This is a genomic window from Rouxiella sp. T17 (assembly GCF_036663475.1).
GTDB lineage: Bacteria > Pseudomonadota > Gammaproteobacteria > Enterobacterales > Enterobacteriaceae > Rouxiella.
Window position 1 is genome coordinate 87,194 of sequence record NZ_JAWUEA010000008.1, and the last position, 17,540, is coordinate 104,733.

General features: G+C 50.5%; 14 protein-coding genes. 11 read left to right on the top strand and 3 right to left on the bottom strand.

The genetic code is table 11. From position 1 onward, the window contains the following. The first annotated feature begins 32 nt into the window (after positions 1 to 32). The 6 genes from SC206_RS02335 to yejF all read left to right on the top strand — a co-directional run bounded on the left by SC206_RS02335 (position 33) and on the right by yejF (position 7,917). Complete coding sequence (locus tag SC206_RS02335) at positions 33 to 734, top strand: phosphatase PAP2 family protein (RefSeq protein WP_332733807.1); 702 nt, start codon at positions 33 to 35, stop codon at positions 732 to 734. A gap of 604 nt (positions 735 to 1,338) precedes the next feature. Further along, positions 1,339 to 1,959: a bifunctional murein DD-endopeptidase/murein LD-carboxypeptidase gene (gene mepS, locus SC206_RS02340; RefSeq protein WP_332733809.1), complete on the top strand. Its 621-nt coding sequence runs from the start codon at positions 1,339 to 1,341 to the stop codon at positions 1,957 to 1,959. 398 nt (positions 1,960 to 2,357) lie between these two features. Continuing rightward, entirely contained in the window at positions 2,358 to 4,166 is a 1,809-nt protein-coding gene (locus SC206_RS02345) for an extracellular solute-binding protein (protein ID WP_332733811.1), read from the top strand. A gap of 10 nt (positions 4,167 to 4,176) precedes the next feature. Beyond that, complete coding sequence (locus tag SC206_RS02350; RefSeq protein WP_332733812.1) at positions 4,177 to 5,271, top strand: microcin C ABC transporter permease YejB; 1,095 nt, start codon at positions 4,177 to 4,179, stop codon at positions 5,269 to 5,271. Beyond that, positions 5,268 to 6,293, top strand: coding sequence for an ABC transporter permease (locus SC206_RS02355; RefSeq protein ID WP_332733835.1), 1,026 nt, complete (start codon positions 5,268 to 5,270; stop codon positions 6,291 to 6,293). Before SC206_RS02350 ends, SC206_RS02355 begins: the two co-directional genes overlap by 4 nt. Before the next feature lie 10 nt (positions 6,294 to 6,303). Further along, on the top strand, positions 6,304 to 7,917 hold the full coding sequence (gene yejF, locus SC206_RS02360) for a microcin C ABC transporter ATP-binding protein YejF (protein WP_332733814.1): 1,614 nt from the start codon (positions 6,304 to 6,306) through the stop codon (positions 7,915 to 7,917). A 10-nt stretch (positions 7,918 to 7,927) separates the two neighbouring features. On the opposite strand, the gene SC206_RS02365 is transcribed toward yejF, so the two are convergent. Then, entirely contained in the window at positions 7,928 to 8,278 is a 351-nt protein-coding gene (locus SC206_RS02365) for a YejG family protein (RefSeq protein ID WP_332733816.1), read from the bottom strand. A 684-nt stretch (positions 8,279 to 8,962) separates the two neighbouring features. Here SC206_RS02365 and SC206_RS02370 point away from each other — a divergent pair. The 3 genes from SC206_RS02370 to SC206_RS02380 are packed head-to-tail and all read left to right on the top strand — an operon-like array spanning position 8,963 to position 12,665. Then, entirely contained in the window at positions 8,963 to 9,580 is a 618-nt protein-coding gene (locus tag SC206_RS02370; protein WP_332733817.1) for a sorbitol dehydrogenase family protein, read from the top strand. Continuing rightward, positions 9,580 to 11,235 carry a GMC family oxidoreductase gene (locus SC206_RS02375; RefSeq protein ID WP_332733837.1) on the top strand — a complete coding sequence of 552 codons (1,656 nt, stop codon included), beginning with the start codon at positions 9,580 to 9,582 and terminating at the stop codon, positions 11,233 to 11,235. Before SC206_RS02370 ends, SC206_RS02375 begins: the two co-directional genes overlap by 1 nt. After that, positions 11,232 to 12,665 carry a cytochrome c gene (locus SC206_RS02380; protein WP_332733819.1) on the top strand — a complete coding sequence of 478 codons (1,434 nt, stop codon included), beginning with the start codon at positions 11,232 to 11,234 and terminating at the stop codon, positions 12,663 to 12,665. Before SC206_RS02375 ends, SC206_RS02380 begins: the two co-directional genes overlap by 4 nt. 131 nt (positions 12,666 to 12,796) lie before the next feature. Here the strand turns inward: SC206_RS02380 and SC206_RS02385 are convergent, their stop codons facing one another. Both SC206_RS02385 and idnO read right to left on the bottom strand, forming a co-directional pair. Continuing rightward, positions 12,797 to 13,552, bottom strand: a complete 756-nt coding sequence (locus tag SC206_RS02385; protein WP_332733821.1) for an SDR family oxidoreductase — start codon at positions 13,550 to 13,552, stop codon at positions 12,797 to 12,799. 45 nt (positions 13,553 to 13,597) lie between these two features. After that, entirely contained in the window at positions 13,598 to 14,362 is a 765-nt protein-coding gene (gene idnO, locus SC206_RS02390) for a gluconate 5-dehydrogenase (protein ID WP_332733823.1), read from the bottom strand. Positions 14,363 to 14,719: 357 nt separating this feature from the next. Here idnO and SC206_RS02395 point away from each other — a divergent pair, with 357 nt between their 5' ends. Then, positions 14,720 to 15,703, top strand: coding sequence for a LacI family DNA-binding transcriptional regulator (locus SC206_RS02395; RefSeq protein ID WP_332733825.1), 984 nt, complete (start codon positions 14,720 to 14,722; stop codon positions 15,701 to 15,703). Between the two features lie 250 nt (positions 15,704 to 15,953). After that, on the top strand, positions 15,954 to 17,303 hold the full coding sequence (locus SC206_RS02400) for an MFS transporter (protein WP_332733827.1): 1,350 nt from the start codon (positions 15,954 to 15,956) through the stop codon (positions 17,301 to 17,303). The last annotated feature ends 237 nt before the right edge of the window (positions 17,304 to 17,540 follow it).

Sequence of the window (17,540 nt, forward strand, 5' to 3'; positions counted from 1 at the left end):
TACTCTATCCAAATTTAAACAGGTTTTAATCTATGCTTCGCCGTAATCTCCCTGCGATACTGCTGCTTAATGTGCTCGGCATTGCACTATTTTTGTCTTATTACCTGCCTGCAAACCATGGTTTTTGGGCTCCTATCGACGCGTCGGTATTTTTCTTCTTTAATCGTCATCTCGCCACCAACGAGACGTTTCTGCATGTCGTAGCGATCACCAACAATCGCGCCTTTGACCTGTGCTCGCTGCTGGCAATGGGTCTGCTCTATCTTTCTTATTACCTTAAGCAAGACAGAGTCGGTCGCCGCCGACTGATCATTATTGGCGTCGTGATGTTACTGAGCGCCGTGGTGCTTAACCAGCTGGGGCATTTGCTGCCGGAATCCCACAAAAGCCCGTCATTAAGCTTCCCGCACGTTAATCGCGTGAGCGAACTGACCGGTATTCCAACCAAAGATTCTTCCGGCGACAGCTTCCCGGGCGATCACGGCATGATGCTGATGGTCTTCACCGTCTTTATGCTGCGTTATCTCGGCGCGCGCGCCTTTGCCATCGCCCTGCTGATTACGGTTATTTTCTCAATGCCACGTTTAATGATTGGCGCGCACTGGTTCACCGATATTATGGTCGGTTCGCTGTCCGTCGTATTAGTGGGTGCAAGCTGGTGGTTAATGACGCCTGCAAGCGACATTTTAGTCAATTGGCTCGATAAGAAATTGCCAAAACTATTATCACGCTAATTTATTATTAATCGTTTGTTAATGTTTATCGAAACTACGACGATAAAAAAAGCTTTTTGAAGTTATCGGTTTTTATTATGGCCCGAACAGCATTTTACTGTTTTCGGGCCATTTTATTTTGCGTCATTGTAAATAGGATAAACGGAAAATATGCTCGCAGGCCGCATTCTGCTGCGCTTTTACACCAAATTCGCATAAATCCTAATCAACGTTTTTAACACCAATAGTTACACTGACTTACATCATTATTTCTTATTAAAAAAACGTTAAAACATCTCGCATTCCCCTAATCATTGCGGTAATCTCGACCTCGTTGCACAGAAATGTGGCATTACTGGCTTGATTCCAATAAAAAGTGTGGGGTACTACACAATTTCCTGGCTGAGCCTTTGCCCAAGCTGATTGCAACAGGTAGTCTCGCTTGGTTTCGGCACTCAACCCTGCCCAAAATAGATAAATGACCAGTCCGGCAGCAATGAGTGATTCCCAATTAACAGCAGTCATGTGGTTATTTGGATGAACGTAAAACGCGTCGCCCCTGAAATTTAACTGTGTAAGGCAAAACGATTTATATCGTTAAGGACAGCAAGGGAAAATAACATACATGGTCAAGTCTCAACCGTTTCTGAGATATTTATTGCGGGCAATACCCGCGATTGGCGCGGCAATCCTTCTCTCCGCGTGTAGTGGCACACATTCTTCGAACACAGAAAGCGCACAAACTGAGATGCATGCAGTTAAGGACCAAGACGGTCTTTTACTTCAAGCCTCTCAGGATGAATTCGAAGCAATGGTTCGCAACGTCGATATTAAATCCAAAATTATGGATCAATATGCAGACTGGAAAGGCGTTCGTTATCGGTTAGGCGGCGACAGCAAGCGTGGTATTGATTGCTCAGCCTTCGTACAGTTAACATTCCGCGAACAATTTGGTCTGAATCTGCCTCGCTCCACCTACGAGCAGGAAGATACAGGCAAGAAGATCCAGCGTAACAAGCTGCGTCCCGGTGATTTAGTGTTGTTCGGTGCAGGTTCTACCGGACGTCACGTAGGTATTTATCTCGGTAACAATCAGTTCGTCCATGCTTCCACCAGCAATGGCGTAATGATTTCAAACCTGACTGAAGCCTACTGGACCAAGCGTTATCGTGAAGGAAGACGCGTATTGTCTGGCTCAAGACCTGCGAGCAATACCGAGAGTCTAGCGACTGCGATGCTGCAATAGCAGCGACACAACGCCACCTCTTGCTGTCCAAGCCAAGCGACATGTATTTTTAAAGCGACATGTTTTTATAAAGCGAATAGAAAAAGACTCTCTCGACAGGGTCTTTTTTTATTGCCGTTTCTTTTATGCTCTCTCCCCTTTCCAACAAAAATTCTTTGCAACCTCTCTCTTTTTTGATGAATGTTCTTCCCCTTAAATCTCTTGCTAGAAAAGCCTCTTTTCTTAAAAACCTCGCCTTTTTCTGTTTATTCCGCCCTCTGCTTTCAACTCTGCCCCTAGCTGTGTTACAACTGCCGACTTAGTGAGTAAACTTATTCAATTTATTAAACTATTACTCTAAACAATCTATTATTGAATCAGTCAGCGTCAGCAGTGTTTAACAGGAGTTAACTTTCGGAATGTTTCTTCGCGCAATCACTGCCCTTTTACTGTCGTTCGCTGGATTCTTGGCCCACGCGGCCTCCATTGAAGACGGTTACGCCTTCGCCATTCTCGGCGATCCGAAATACATCTCGAACTTCAGCCATTTCGATTACGTTAATCCGGCCGCGCCAAAAGGCGGCAGCATCACGCTCGCGGCGATTGGCACCTTTGATAATTTTAATCGTTACGCCTCGCGGGGCAATGCGGCGGCTCGCAGCGATTCGCTGTATGACAGCCTGTTTACCCCTTCCAGTGACGAAATTGGCAGCTATTATCCTTTAATCGCCGACTCGGCGCGTTATGACAGCAATTTCAAATGGGTTGAAGTCGAAATCAATCCGCACGCCGTATTTCAAGACGGCAGCGCGATTACCGCCAACGACGTCGCCTTTACCTTTCAAAAATTTATGACCGAAGGCGTGCCGCAGTTTCGGGTGGTCTATAAAGGCGTGGTCGTGAAAGCTATCTCTCGTTTGACCGTGCGTTTTGAATTTCCGACGCCGAGCAAAGAGCAGATGCTCGGGCTGCTTGGTCTACCTGTCATTCCGCAAAAGTTCTGGAACCAGCATAAATTCAATGAGCCGCTTTCTAAGCCGCCATTAGGCAGCGGGCCCTACCGCATCAGTGATTATAAGCTGGGTCAATATGTAACCTATTCGCGTGTGACAAACTATTGGGCGGCCAATCTGCCGGTTAACCGAGGACGCTACAATTTTGACACTATTCGCTACGACTATTATCTCGATGACAACGTGGCGCTAGAAGCCTTCAAATCCGGGGCTTTTGATTTTCGCATGGAGCCGTCACCCAAAAACTGGACCACCCAGTATCAGGGCAGCAACTTTACGCGCAATTTAATCATCAAGCAGGATGACGAGAACAAGGCCGCGCAGGATACCCGCTGGCTGGCGTTCAATATTCAGCGGCCGATTTTTAAAGACGTTCGCGTCAGAGAGGCGCTGACGTTGGCGTTTGATTTTGACTGGATGAACAAAGCGCTCTATTACGGTGCCTATCGCCGTGCCGACAGTTATTTCCAGAATACCGATTACGCGGCCAGTAATTATCCCGATGCCGCCGAGCTCGCCTGGCTGGCGCCGCTAAAAGGCAAGGTGCCTGACGAAGTCTTTAGCCAGCTTTATCAGCCGCCGCGCACCAACGGCAGCGGCAATGATCGGACCAACTTGCTCAAAGCCACGGCCTTGCTGAAACAGGCGGGCTGGACGGTGAAGAATCAGCAGCTGATTAATAACGCCACCGGCAAGCCGTTTAACTTCGAATTACTCCTGCCAAGCGGCGGCAACGCGCAGTATGTGCTGCCGTTCCAGCATAATTTGCAGCGTCTAGGCATCACCATGAGTATTCGACAGGTCGATAATTCCCAGTTTATCAGCCGATTACGCAAACGTGATTACGACATGATCCCGACCGTCTATCGCGCCGTGCCCTATCCCGGTACCGATTTGCAGATTATGTGGAATTCAAAGTACCTGAATTCGACCTATAACACGCCCGGCGTTAGTGATGCGGCGATCGACCAGCTGACCAATGAAATCGTCGCCCATCAGGGACAGCCCGACGCGCTGCTGTCGCTGGGCCGCGCGCTGGATCGCGTACTGACCTGGCACCATTACATGATCCCGATGTGGTACTCCAATCGCGATCGCTACGCCTATTGGGACAAGTTTTCGATGCCCGCCATTCGCCCGCCCTACTCGCTGGAGCTGGACACCTGGTGGTTTGACATGAACAAGGCCGCGCGCCTGCAAGCGGCGAAAAAGTGAGGAGCCGACCTTGAACGCCTATCTGATCCGTCGACTCCTGCTGGTCATTCCCACGCTGTGGGCGATTATTACCATCAACTTTTTTATCGTGCAGATTGCGCCGGGCGGGCCGGTCGACCAAGCTATCGCGTCGATTGAAATGGGCCAAAGCAGCGGTTTACCGGGCGGCAACGGAGGCAGCGGCACCGGTCATGCGATTAGCGGAGTCGGACAGGTTGGCGACAGCCAGTATCGCGGCGCGCGCGGGCTTGACCCGGAAGTCATCGCCGAAATCACTAAACGCTACGGTTTTGACAAGCCGCTGCACGAACGTTACTTCACCATGCTGTGGCAATACGCGCGGTTTGATTTTGGCGATAGCCTGTTTCAGGGCGCGTCGGTGATGCAGCTGGTTAAAGCCAGCCTGCCGGTTTCGATAAGTTTAGGTTTATGGAGCACGCTGATTATCTATCTGGTGTCGATTCCGCTCGGCATCCGCAAGGCAGTGAAAAACGGCAGTGCATTCGACACCTGGAGCAGCACGGTCATCATCATTGGCTACGCCGTGCCTTCGTTTTTGTTTGCAATCCTGTTAATCGTCTTCTTTACCGGCGGCAACTATCTTGACTGGTTCCCGCTGCGTGGCCTGACCTCGGCCAATTTCGATACCCTGCCGTGGTACAGCAAAATCACCGATTATCTGTGGCACATTACCTTGCCCGTATTAGCGACGGTGATTGGCGGATTTGCAACGCTCACTATGCTGACCAAAAATTCGTTTCTCGACGAAGTGCAGAAACAGTACGTGGTCACCGCGCGAGCCAAAGGCCTGGATGAAAATAAAATTCTTTATCGCCATGTTTTCCGCAACGCCATGCTGCTGGTGATTGCCGGTTTTCCGGCGACCTTTATCAGCATGTTTTTCACCGGCTCGCTGCTGATTGAAGTGATGTTTTCCCTGCACGGGCTCGGCCTGCTGGGCTACGACGCCACCTTGCAGCGCGACTTCCCGGTGATGTTCGGCACGCTTTACATCTTCACCCTCATTGGACTGCTCCTTAATATCATCAGCGATATCACCTACACGCTGGTTGACCCAAGAATTGACTTCGAGGGCCGCCAATAATGCCGCTGAATCCGATTAATCAGGCGCGATGGGCGCGATTTCGACACAACACGCGCGGCTTTTGGTCACTGTGGATTTTCGTTGTGCTAATGGTGATGGCACTGCTTTCCAACGTTATCGCTAACGAAAAGCCGCTACTGGTGCGCTATCAGGGCCAGTTTTACCTGCCGTTCATGATTGATTACAGCGAATCGACTTTCGGAGGCGAAATGCAAACCGTCACCGATTATCAGGATCCGTTTGTGATTAAACAGCTCGAAAGCCACGGCTGGGTGATGTGGGCGCCCTTACGGCAAAGCTACAACTCGATAAACTTTTCGACTACTCAGCCTTTTCCCTCGCCGCCTTCGCGACAAAATCTGCTCGGCACCGACAGCAACGGCCATGACGTGCTGGCCGAAATTCTTTACGGCCTGCGTATTTCGCTGCTGTTTGGCCTGATGTTGACACTGATGTCATCGATTATCGGCATCGTGATTGGCGCGACGCAGGGCTATTACGGCGGCCGCGTCGACCTCTGGGGACAGCGTTTTATTGAAGTCTGGTCCGGCATGCCGACGCTATTTCTGATTATTATGCTGTCGAGCGTGGTCCAGCCGAATTTTTGGTGGCTGCTGCTGATTACCGTGCTTTCCGGCTGGATGGTGCTGGTCGGCGTAGTCAGGGCCGAGTTTTTGCGCACCCGCAATTTCGACTATATCCGCGCAGCGCAGGCGATGGGCGTCGGCGATCGCACCATCATGCTGCGCCATATGTTGCCTAACGCCATGGTCGCCACGCTGACCTATTTGCCGTTCATTCTTTGCGGTTCGATAACCACCCTCGCCTCGCTGGATTTTCTGGGTTTCGGTTTGCCTATCGGCTCGCCCTCGCTCGGCTCGCTGTTGCTTGAAGGCAAAAATAACATTCAGGCGCCGTGGCTCGGCATCAGCGCCTTCTTCGTGCTCGCTATCCTGCTGTCGCTGCTGATTTTTATAGGCGAAGCCGTGCGCGATGCCTTTGACCCAAGCCAATCACGATAGGTAAATGCCGATGTCATCTGCGCCTCTGCTTTCAATCGAAAATCTGGACATTGCCTTTCGTCAGCAAGGTGCGCTGTCGACAGTGGTCAGCGATTTGTCATTACACATTGCGCCGGGTGAAACGCTGGCGCTGGTGGGCGAATCGGGTTCAGGTAAAAGCGTAACGGCGCTGTCGATACTGCGGCTTTTGCGTTCGCAATCGGTGGTCTATCCGCAGGGCGATATCATTTTCGAAGGAAAAAGCCTGCTGCACGCCAGCGAACCGGCGCTGCGTAAAATTCGTGGCGACAGAATCGCGATGATTTTTCAGGAACCGATGGTCTCCCTTAACCCGCTGCACAGCATCGAAAAACAGCTGGCGGAAGTGTTGGCGTTACATCGCGGCATGCGCCGAGAAGCCGCGCGGACAGAAATCATTAAATGTCTCGATCGCGTGGGCATCGCGCAGGCCGCCTCGCGATTGGGCGATTTTCCGCACCAGCTTTCGGGCGGTGAACGTCAGAGGGTGATGATTGCGATGGCGATTCTCACCCAGCCAAAGCTGTTGATCGCCGATGAACCGACTACCGCGCTCGATGTTTCCGTGCAGGCGCAGATTCTTGAACTGTTACAGGAGCTTAAAGACGAGCTTGGCATGGCGATGCTGTTTATCACCCACAACCTGCGCATCGTGCGTTCCATTGCCGATAACGTTGCGGTGATGCAGGCGGGTCGTTGCGTGGAATATAATCGCCGTGATGCTCTGTTTGCTTCCCCGCAGCACGCTTACACCCGCCAACTGTTGCAGGCCGAACCTAAAGGCAGTCCGCTGCCCGTGCCTGCTAACAGCCCGCTATTGCTGAAAGTTGAAAATCTTGGCGTCGGTTTTCCGGTGCGCCGCGGCCTGCTGCGCCGCACAGTGAGCAGTAAACAGGCGTTGAACCAGCTCAGTTTTACCTTAAGGCGCGGTGAAAGTATCGGCTTGGTGGGCGAATCAGGGTCTGGCAAAAGTACGACCGGGCTGGCCCTGCTGCGACTGCTGAAATCTTCTGGCCGTATCGAATTTGATGGTCAGCCGCTCCACCAGTTTTCACGACGCGAAATGCTGCCGTATCGCAGCCGTATTCAGGTCGTCTTCCAAGATCCCTATTCCGCATTAAATCCGCGACTTAACGTCTTGCAGATCATCGCCGAAGGTTTGAAAGTCCATAAAAAACTCACCGAATCCCAGCGCGAGCAGCAGGTTATTGCTGCCATGCAGGAGGTTGGGCTGGATCCTGAAACGCGCCATCGTTATCCAACCGAATTTTCGGGCGGCCAGCGCCAGCGTATTGCCATCGCCCGCGCGCTGATCCTTCAGCCAGAATTAGTGATTCTCGACGAACCGACCTCTTCGCTCGATAAGTCAGTGCAGGCGCAAATACTTGAAATTTTGCATAATTTACAGCGTCGTCACGGATTATCTTATCTGTTTATCAGCCATGACTTGCAGGTAATACGCAGCCTGTGCCATCAGGTAATTGTGCTAAAAGGGGGGAATGTTATCGAGCAGGGCGACTGTGAAACGCTGTTCTCCCATCCGCAGGAGGCGTATACGAAAAAGTTATTGGCGTTGGCGGCAGGAAATGACGGTCAGCAACGATAGCCGACTATCATTAGAAAGGGTAAATAGCGGAAACAGAAACCGATTCGGCAATTGCCGTTCCGATATTTTTGAGACGGCACATGGTGGCGCTCTCATCGTCGCGTTTAACGAACAGGCAAAGCTCGCCGTCACATTCGATGATATTGCTCTCAACCTGAATTTCACGCAGCGATAAATTAAGCCCCTGCAATACCTGACGCGCGGTGTCGCCTTCAGGGCTCAATAGCTTGAGTCCGATCAGATTGTTTGCTTCTTCATTCATCGGCAGTGGAATGGCTTCCACTTTGATGCCCGCTAATCCTGAGGACCAGCGATAACTTTGTGGTAATCGATGCACCACGGAAAAATGGTTACTGTTCACAGTACACCCCAGAAATATTCAACATAACATTCACAAAGAAACTTACAAAGTTGCAACGCATGAACCAAGTTATAACTCAGTTCTGCCCTTTTTGCCTGATAAATAGCTTAAGTACAACTAATATTTTACAAGCCATTAACCATTTAAGTACAGATAGGCTATTTTGTGACGTTTTTTTGACCGCTCGCGACTCATTTTGCGATCCCGCTCTCATTTCGGCTTATTTGTAACCCTTTCAGACCCATTTCTCAACCAATTTCATGCATAGCCGTTACCTTTTGGACGCCAAAATGCTACAAAAAACACACAAAAAGAGGCGATATAAAATTTTAATCACTATTAAATCATAAAGTTATAAAAGACACATTTGCTTAATATAAAACGAACCACAAGGTTCGTAACGTGTTGGACGTTTTTGCCTTTTTCGACTACCTGTAGTTATAAATTTGTTAACCGCCCTTCAAATGAAAACAAAATGTTATTTTTTTAGCACGATTTGTTAGCGCTTTTTTGCAATTTGACGATTATCATCCACACCGTTTTTACTGGTTTACCCTATCGAAGAAGCTAGACCCTTTCAAAGAGGGCATCCGCTTCCGTGTAACCTCAAAACAATAATAATAATTTTACCAAGCCGTTGGCTTACTCCTCATTTCATGAGAACCCCATTCCAAGAGAATTAAGATGAGCAAAAATCGTTCACTTTTTAACGAAAACCCCCGAAATAATGGTACCGGTTTCAGTCGTCGTGACATGCTGAAAGGCGTGGGCTCCGCGATGGTTGCGGCTACCCTGCTCGGTTTTCCGTTTTTAACCCAGGCAGAAAAAGAGACCGCAATCGGCGATCCTGTCATTTTTACCCAGTTCTTTAGGGTTTCACAGGCGATTACCGAACACCAAGATTTAAGCCCCGGCATGTCGGCACGCATTTTTAATGCCTTCTATCAGGGTAATCCGCAGTTCCCGGCGCAGGTTGCCAAACTGTTCGGCTTGTTAACGCCAGGTCAACGTGCCAAACAGTTTCAGGAAGTGGCCAAGCAGCACGATCTCGGTGAAATCCTTACCGCTATCATCACTGGCTGGTATACCGGCACGATTAAAAATGGTAACGATTCCATCCTAATCGCCTATAAAGATGCGCTGATGTATCGTCCTGTGAGCGACGGCTTAATCGTTCCGACATACTGCGGCAACGGTCCGTTATGGTTTACCGCCCCACCTCCGGCCGCCCCGATGCCGGAATATATGAAAGAAGAGCGCTTGAAAGCGACGCCAGATACTGTAAATGCGAGCAAAGCATGATGAATAAACCCATTTTTAGCGCGAACGGCGACGTTTCTGCCGACGTCATTGTTGTAGGTTCCGGGATTGTTGGCGGCATGATCGCCGATCAGATGGTAAGCCTTGGGCATTCGGTTTTAGTGCTCGAAGCCGGCTTGCGAATCGAACGCGCACAGGCCGTTGAGAACTGGCGCAATATGCCGTTTTCCAATCGTGCCGGCTCTGATTTCCAGGGTTTGTATCCGCAATCAAAACTGGCACCTGCCCCGCTCTATTTCCCCAAAAATAACTATGTGAATCTGACCGGTCCGAGTGCCAGCAGTTTCCAGCAAGGCTATTTGCGTACCGTCGGCGGCACGACCTGGCACTGGGCAGCGTCCTGCTGGCGGCATTTACCTAACGATTTCAAGATGAAAACCCTGTATGGCGTGGGCCGCGACTGGCCTATCTCTTATGAAGAGCTGGAGCCTTACTACTGTCGTGCCGAAGATGAAATTGGCGTGGCCGGACCAAACGATCCAGAACTGCAATCCCCCGCGGAACGCAGCAAGCCGTATCCGATGGAACAGGTTCCGTATGCTTACGGCGATACCCGGTTTGCAGAAGTGGTCAACCCGCACGGCTTTAAATCTGTTCCGATCCCGCAAGGGCGCAGCACGCGTCCGTGGAATGGGCGCCCAACCTGCTGCGGTAATAATAATTGCCAGCCTATTTGCCCGATTGGCGCGATGTATAACGGCATCAGCCACGTTGAACGCGCTGAAAACAAGGGCGCGGTGGTGTTGGCCGAAGCCGTGGTTTACAAGATTGATACCGACGAAAACAATCGCGTGACCGCCGTACATTGGTTGGACAACAACAAAAAATCGCACAAAGCGACAGGCAAAACTTTTGCGCTGGCCTGTAACGGCATCGAAACGCCACGACTGCTGCTGATTGCCGCCAATGAAAAAAACCCGAACGGCATCGCCAACTCTTCAGACCACGTGGGCCGCAACATGATGGACCACTCTGGTTTCCACTGTACCTTTATTGCCTCTGAACCTCTGTGGATTGGTCGCGGTCCGGCGCAAAGCAGCTGTTTGGTAGGACCACGCGACGGCGAGTTCCGCAGCCAATATTCTGCCAATAAAATGATCGTCAACAATATCAGTCAGGTGATCCCCGCGACCAACAAGGCGTTGGAGATGGGGCTAGTAGGCGAAGATCTGGACAACGAAATTCGTCGTCGGGCCATTTACGGCGTGGATCTTTCAATCAGCCTCGAGCCGTTGCCAGATCCGAATAATCGCCTGACGTTAAGTAAAACGCGTAAAGATCCGCACGGTTTACCGTGTCCAGACATTCATTACGACGTGGGTGATTATGTGCGTGAAGGGGCAGTAGCCGCTCATAAGCAGCTGGAATATATCGGTAAATTATTCATGGCCGAAGATTTCAACATCACGACCAACCTGAATGCCAACAACCACATCATGGGCGGCACCATTATGGGTAATGATCCAAAGGATTCCGTGGTCAACGGCAACTGCCGCACCCACGACCATGAAAACCTCTGGTTACCGGGCGGCGGCGCGATTCCTTCTTCAAGCGTGGTTAACAGCACATTAACGATGGCAGCATTGGCATTGAAAGCAGCGGACGACATGGCGAAATCTCTGGCAGGTCAGGCATGAAAAATATCCTGAATGTAGCCTTGCTCGGCGCGGCGTTGAGCGTTTTTAGCAGCCTGGCCGTTGCACAAGAAAGCCAGTTGGACCTGATTGCCAAAGGCAAATTGGTTGCCACGGCGGCCGACTGTCAGGCCTGTCATACCAATCCTGAAGGGGGTCGACCATTTTCGGGTGACTACGCGATTCATTCGCCGATGGGTACGATTTATACCACCAACATTACCCCGTCCAAGCAGTTTGGTATTGGTAATTACACCTTGCAGCAGTTTAGCCGTGCAGTACGTGAAGGCGTGCGTCCCGATGGCGAAAACCTCTATCCTGCGATGCCTTATACCTCTTACAGCCATATGAGTGATGAAGATATTCAGGCGATGTATGCCTATTTCCAACTCGGCGTAAAGCCGGTCGAACAGCCGACCAAGCAGACCGCACTGCCCTTCCCGTTCAACATGCGAATTGCGATGGCGGGTTGGAACATGATGTATCTCGACAGCGCGGCCTTCAAACCTGATGCGACTAAAAGCGCAGAGTGGAATCGCGGTGCCTATCTGGTTAACGGCGCGGGCCACTGCGATACCTGTCATACGCCGCGTAACCTGATGATGGGTTCAGTAATTGGTCAACCCTTAGCGGGCGGCATGGTAGGACCCTGGTATGCACCGAACATCAGTTCCGATCCCGTGAGTGGAATTGGTAATTGGTCGCAGGCGCAATTGGTCGAATATTTGAAAACTGGCCGGACCGTGGGCAAAAATCAGGCGGCAGGTCCGATGGCGGAAGCCGTACAAAACAGCCTGCAATATCTGCCGGATGCCGATCTCAACGCTATCGCGTTTTACCTCAAAAACGCTCCGGCGGTGCGGGACCCCGCAGATAAACAGGCGGCTGACAGCTTTGGTTCAAGGAAGGTTAACGTCGAAGAAGGCCTGCGCGGCGTTCATCCATCCAATGCCAATAACACCATTACCGGTGGCGCGGCGTTGTTCAGCGGCTATTGCGCCAGCTGCCACCAGCCAGACGGCGGCGGCAGTAAAAATCAGGCTTATCCGTCGTTGTATAACAACACCGCGACTGGCCTGACCAATGCCTCCAACCTGATCTCCACCATCCTTTACGGCGTGGACAGACAGGTTGGCGATGAGCACGTGCTGATGCCGAAATTTGGTGAAGGCTCTTACGTGGCGCAACTTACCGATGCGCAAATTGCCGACATCTCCAACTATGTGTTGACCAATTTCGGCAATCCGCAAATTCAAGTTACCACCTTGGATGTTGCCGTATTGCGCGGCGGCGGTCCGGTCACTTTGCTGGCGAAACTGCAGCCTTATATGGCTCCGGCTATGGTGATAGGCGTTATCGTGGTTCTGGCGCTGATTTTCTGGCTGTTTAGAAGACGTCAGGCTCGACAAAAATTGGCTCACGCGGATAAATAACGCTTTCGTAACTTAATCACGTACGTGAAAAAAGGAGAATGCATCAGGCATTCTCCTTTTCATTTATGACGTTAACAAATATGACGTTAATAAAATGACGTTAACGAATTTGATAGTCGATAAGACAAGACTTAGCCACGGCCTACTAATGGCATGGCGGTCGCCATCACTGTCAGGCTCAAAATGTTGGTGCCATCCGGTTGATTTGCCATAAACGCCACCGCTTCGCCGACGCGCTCTACCGGCATTATCGGCTCCTCGGCGGTTTCGCCATTGGCCTGCATTCTGCCAGCCAACGCTTTATTGCCCATGTCTGTCGCCGCATTGCCGACGTCAATTTGCCCGCAGGCGATATTATATTTGCGGCCATCCAGCGCCGTGCTTTTGGTCAGGCCAGTTATTGCGTGCTTACTTGCCGTGTAGGGCGCTGAGTTCGGACGCGGACTGTGCGCCGAAATCGATCCGTTATTGATGATGCGCCCGCCCATTGGCGTTTGCTGTTTCATCAGTCGAACAGCGGCCTGCGTGCATAAATAAGCACCGTTCAAATTGGTATTGATAACGGTCAACCAATCTTCGAAAGGCTGATCTTCAATCGGCTGATCCGCCACATTGGTGCCCGCATTGTTAAATAGCACGTCAAGACGACCAAAAGTCTCTTCAACACTGGCAAACAGTGCAGCGACGGAACGCGGATCGGCGACGTCTACCGTCAACACGTGGGTTTGCTCAGGGGCAAACTGCGCGGCCACTTTCTCCAACTTATCCCGATTGCGCCCGGTTAAAATAACTTTAAATCCGCTGGCAACTAATGATTTGGCGGCGCTTAATCCAATGCCGCTGCCTGCACCCGTGATCAGGGCAATTTTCTGTTCATTCGAGCTCATAAAGTTTCCAAGTCGTGGAGGAAAGAAGCATGACAAATGAATAGCTTAGACCGCGGCCATCATTCCGCCATCAACGAACAATAAATGGCCGTTAACGAAATCGGAAGCGCGGGATGAAAGATAGACAGCGCCGCCGATGAGTTCTTCCGGATTACCCCAGCGCGCGGCCGGCGTACGTTTGCACAACCAGTCGGAAAACTCTTTGTTATCAACCAACGCCTGCGTCATATCGGTTTTGAAGTAGCCCGGCGCGATGCCGTTAACCTGAATATTGTAGCGGGCCAGCTCAACGCACATGCCGCGCGTCAGCATTTTAACGGCCCCTTTCGACGCGGCGTAAGGCGTGATGGTGTCGCGACCCAGCTCACTTTGAATTGATCCGATGTTGATAATCTTGCCGCGCTCGCGGGTAATCATGTAACGGGCAACGGCCTGAGAAACCAGAAACACCGATTTCTGATTAACGGCCACGATGTCATCCCAATCCTTTTCCGGAAATTCGGTAAACTTGTGGCGGCGCTGAATACCGGCATTGTTGACCAATACGTCAATTGGTCCGATCTCTTTCTCGATGTTATCGATAGCCTGCTGTACGGCCTGACTATTCGTCACATCGAAAGCCACCGGATAGGCAATATAACCTTCTGCGCGCAGACTTTCCGCCGCCTTATTGGCCGATTCCTGCGTGGTGCTATTAATAATAATTTCCGCGCCGTGCTCGGCCAACCCTTTAGCCAGCAAGAATCCTAGACCTCGTGAGGAGCCTGTAACCAGAATTTTTTTGTTATCCAGCGAGAACAGATTAGTCATAATATTTTTCCTGACGTTACACATGAAAATGTCCGTATTACCCACGAGCGAGGCAAATACAACATGGCAAAGAGATATAGCTTCATCAAAGCGGTTTATACGGCTTAAAACTGTGATGAAGATCACTTTATTCCGTGTTAGTAAACTCTGTTACAGCAAGCGTGATCGGGGTCATCCGCTTTCCTGACCTAAGTCAAATAATAGGTCCGGCATGGAGAAAATAACGGCAACAGAATGTGTCATCATCCTGAAAGTAAAAGTTTTTTGCGCCGTTTCGCTGCGTTGTTAACCGTTGTGCAATTTGGTAACATAAGCCGTATCATTTACCTCTTCTTTTGGCACCATCAGGACTCCCGGATGAGAAACCAACGCGTCACCCTGCAAGATATCGCGTTACTCGCCGACGTCACGAAAATGACTGTCAGCCGCTTTTTGCGCACTCCAGAAAAAGTTTCACCCGAAACGCGAGAACGTATTACCAAGGTGATGCAGGAAGTCGGATTCCCGCTGGAAGAGACCGAAAAAAAGAATCAAAGCAAAAAGATAGGTATTCTTGTTCCTTCGTTTAATAACCAAATATTTTCCGATTTACTTGCCGGAATTGAATCGGTGACTTCGGCACAGGGTTATCAAACGCTGGTGGTGAATTATGACTACAGCAAAGAGCGTGAAGAAGAACATATTATTAACCTTCTCACCTACCGGTTAGCCGGATTAATTCTGACCGATTCGGTGCACACGCTTAAAGCCGATAAATACCTTAACGCTGCGGATATTCCCGTCGCGCAGGTGATGGATCTCGACGACAATCACGGGCGCATCGCCGTGGGTTTCGATAATTTCCAGGCCGGATTTGATATGGCTACGGCGTTAATTGCCAGTGGAAAACGTCATGTGGTTTATTTCGGTTCGATGTCAGATCCACGTGATATGAAACGCTACGAAGGCTACAGCAAGGCGATGGAAAATAACCAGCTTTCTCCGCAGCATATTACGCCGAATAAGGTGTCGTCAGTCTCTATTGGCGCGGGTATGTTAACCATGGCTCGTCAGCTTAATCCCGAGGTAGATGCTGTCCTTTGCACTAACGACGATATTGCCGTCGGCGTGCTGCAAGAGTGTCTGCGCCTTGGCATTCAGGTGCCGCAGCAGCTGGCAATATCGGGCTTTCACGGGCTGGATATTGGCCTTGCCACTACGCCGCCGCTCGCCAGCGTTATCACCCCACGCTTCGAAATTGGCAAAGTCGCCGCCGAAATCATGCTGAAAAAAATCAATAAAATCCCGACAATTGAACGAGTTGACTTACATTATCGTATTTCTCTTGGCGGCACTATCTAGCTTTATCCCCCTCTAAAATACCTGCCCAAACATTATGGGCAGGATCACGTTACCAGTAACATCCTTTTTTAACATGGCCTAATGTGACTTACGTCTCATAATATAATGGTAGAAATGCTTTTATTAGGACATCGTCGGATCAGGTTAATAAGAACATTATTCCCAATGCCTTATTTCATATACCAACCGAATTCGCGTATTAATTCATTCCTCTTGCTGGAATGCTTCTGTGAATAAACGAGGTGTACCCATGGATAAAACAATACCAAAGGCCCGCTGGTTACGCGTAATTACGCCAATATTGATCGCCTGCATTATTTCTTTCATGGACAGGGTTAATATCAGCTTCGCGATGCCGGGCGGAATGGACAGTGCATTAGGTATTACCTCTTCCATGGCCGGACTCGCAGCCGGTATTTTCTTTATCGGTTATCTGTTTTTACAGGTGCCGGGCGGCAGTATTGCGGTCAACGGCAGCGGGCGTAAATTCATCGCCTGGTCACTGGCCGCGTGGGCGATTATCTCAGTGCTGACCGGTTTGGTTACCAATCAGTATCAACTGCTGTTCCTGCGCTTTGCGTTGGGTGTCGCGGAAGGTGGGATGCTGCCCGTGGTGCTGACCATGGTCAGTAATTGGTTCCCAGATGCGGAACGTGGTCGGGCCAATGCTTACGTGCTGATGTTTGCCCCTATCGGCGGCATGATTACTGCTCCCCTGTCCGGCTTTATTCTTGACGCCCTTGACTGGCGCTGGTTGTTCATCCTCGAAGGTATGCTGTCTGTGGTAGTGATGGCGTTCTGGTGGTTTACCATTAGCGACCGTCCGGAAGAGGCGAAATGGCTGTCGGATCGTGAACGCGACTATCTGGTTACCGAATTGAAACGCGAGCGTGAAGCGTTGCAAGAATTGGCCACCGTGAAAGATGCGCCGCTTAAGGAAGTGTTCCGTAATAAATCGATTCTTAAACTGATTGTGATTAACTTTTTCTATCAGACCGGGATTTATGGCTACACCCTTTGGCTGCCGACTATCCTGAAATCGCTGACCGGCGGCGACATGAGTTCTGTCGGTATGCTGGCTATTATTCCTTACGTGGGCACGATGCTGGGTATTTTGACCATGTCGATCCTTTCCGATAAAACCGGTAAACGTCGGATGTTCATCATCCTGCCGCTGGTCGGATTCGCCGCGAGTCTGGCACTTTCGGTCACCTTTAAAGGCAACGTGATCGGTTCTTACTGCTTCCTAGTGTGCGCGGGCTTCTTCCTGCAGGCTGCGACCAGCGCCTTCTGGACTATTCCCGGCAAGGTCACCACTCCCGAAGCCGCCGGTCGCGCGCGTGGCGTTATCAATGGCTTAGGTAATCTTGGTGGTTTCTGCGGCCCTTATCTGGTCGGCGTATTAGTAAGTTTGTATGGTCAAAACACGGCTATTTACGCGCTTTCTGGTTCATTGCTAATCGCTGCGCTGGTTACCGCGCTGTTACCGAAAGAGTGTGATATTGCCCTTGTGCCTGGGGCAAAAGCTATCGCCCTAGCGGATCAGTACTCGAAGGCGAGGGCCAAGTATAAGGGACTTAGGGAACCACTAAGCTCGTAGATTTAGATTTAGATTTGGAATCTAAAGGCAATTTTTTTAAGGTCAAAATCTGATGGTCAATGGATTTTGACCTTTAATCTTTTAGATTCAAATTCTGATGGTCAATGGATTTTGACTTTTAATCTTTTTGATTCAAAGTCTTTAGGGGCAAAGTCTTTAGGTTCAAGTTCAACTGCATGCGCTTCGCTTACTGCGCGGCGGCGCAGACCGCCTCAAGGATGTTCCTAAGCGAACACC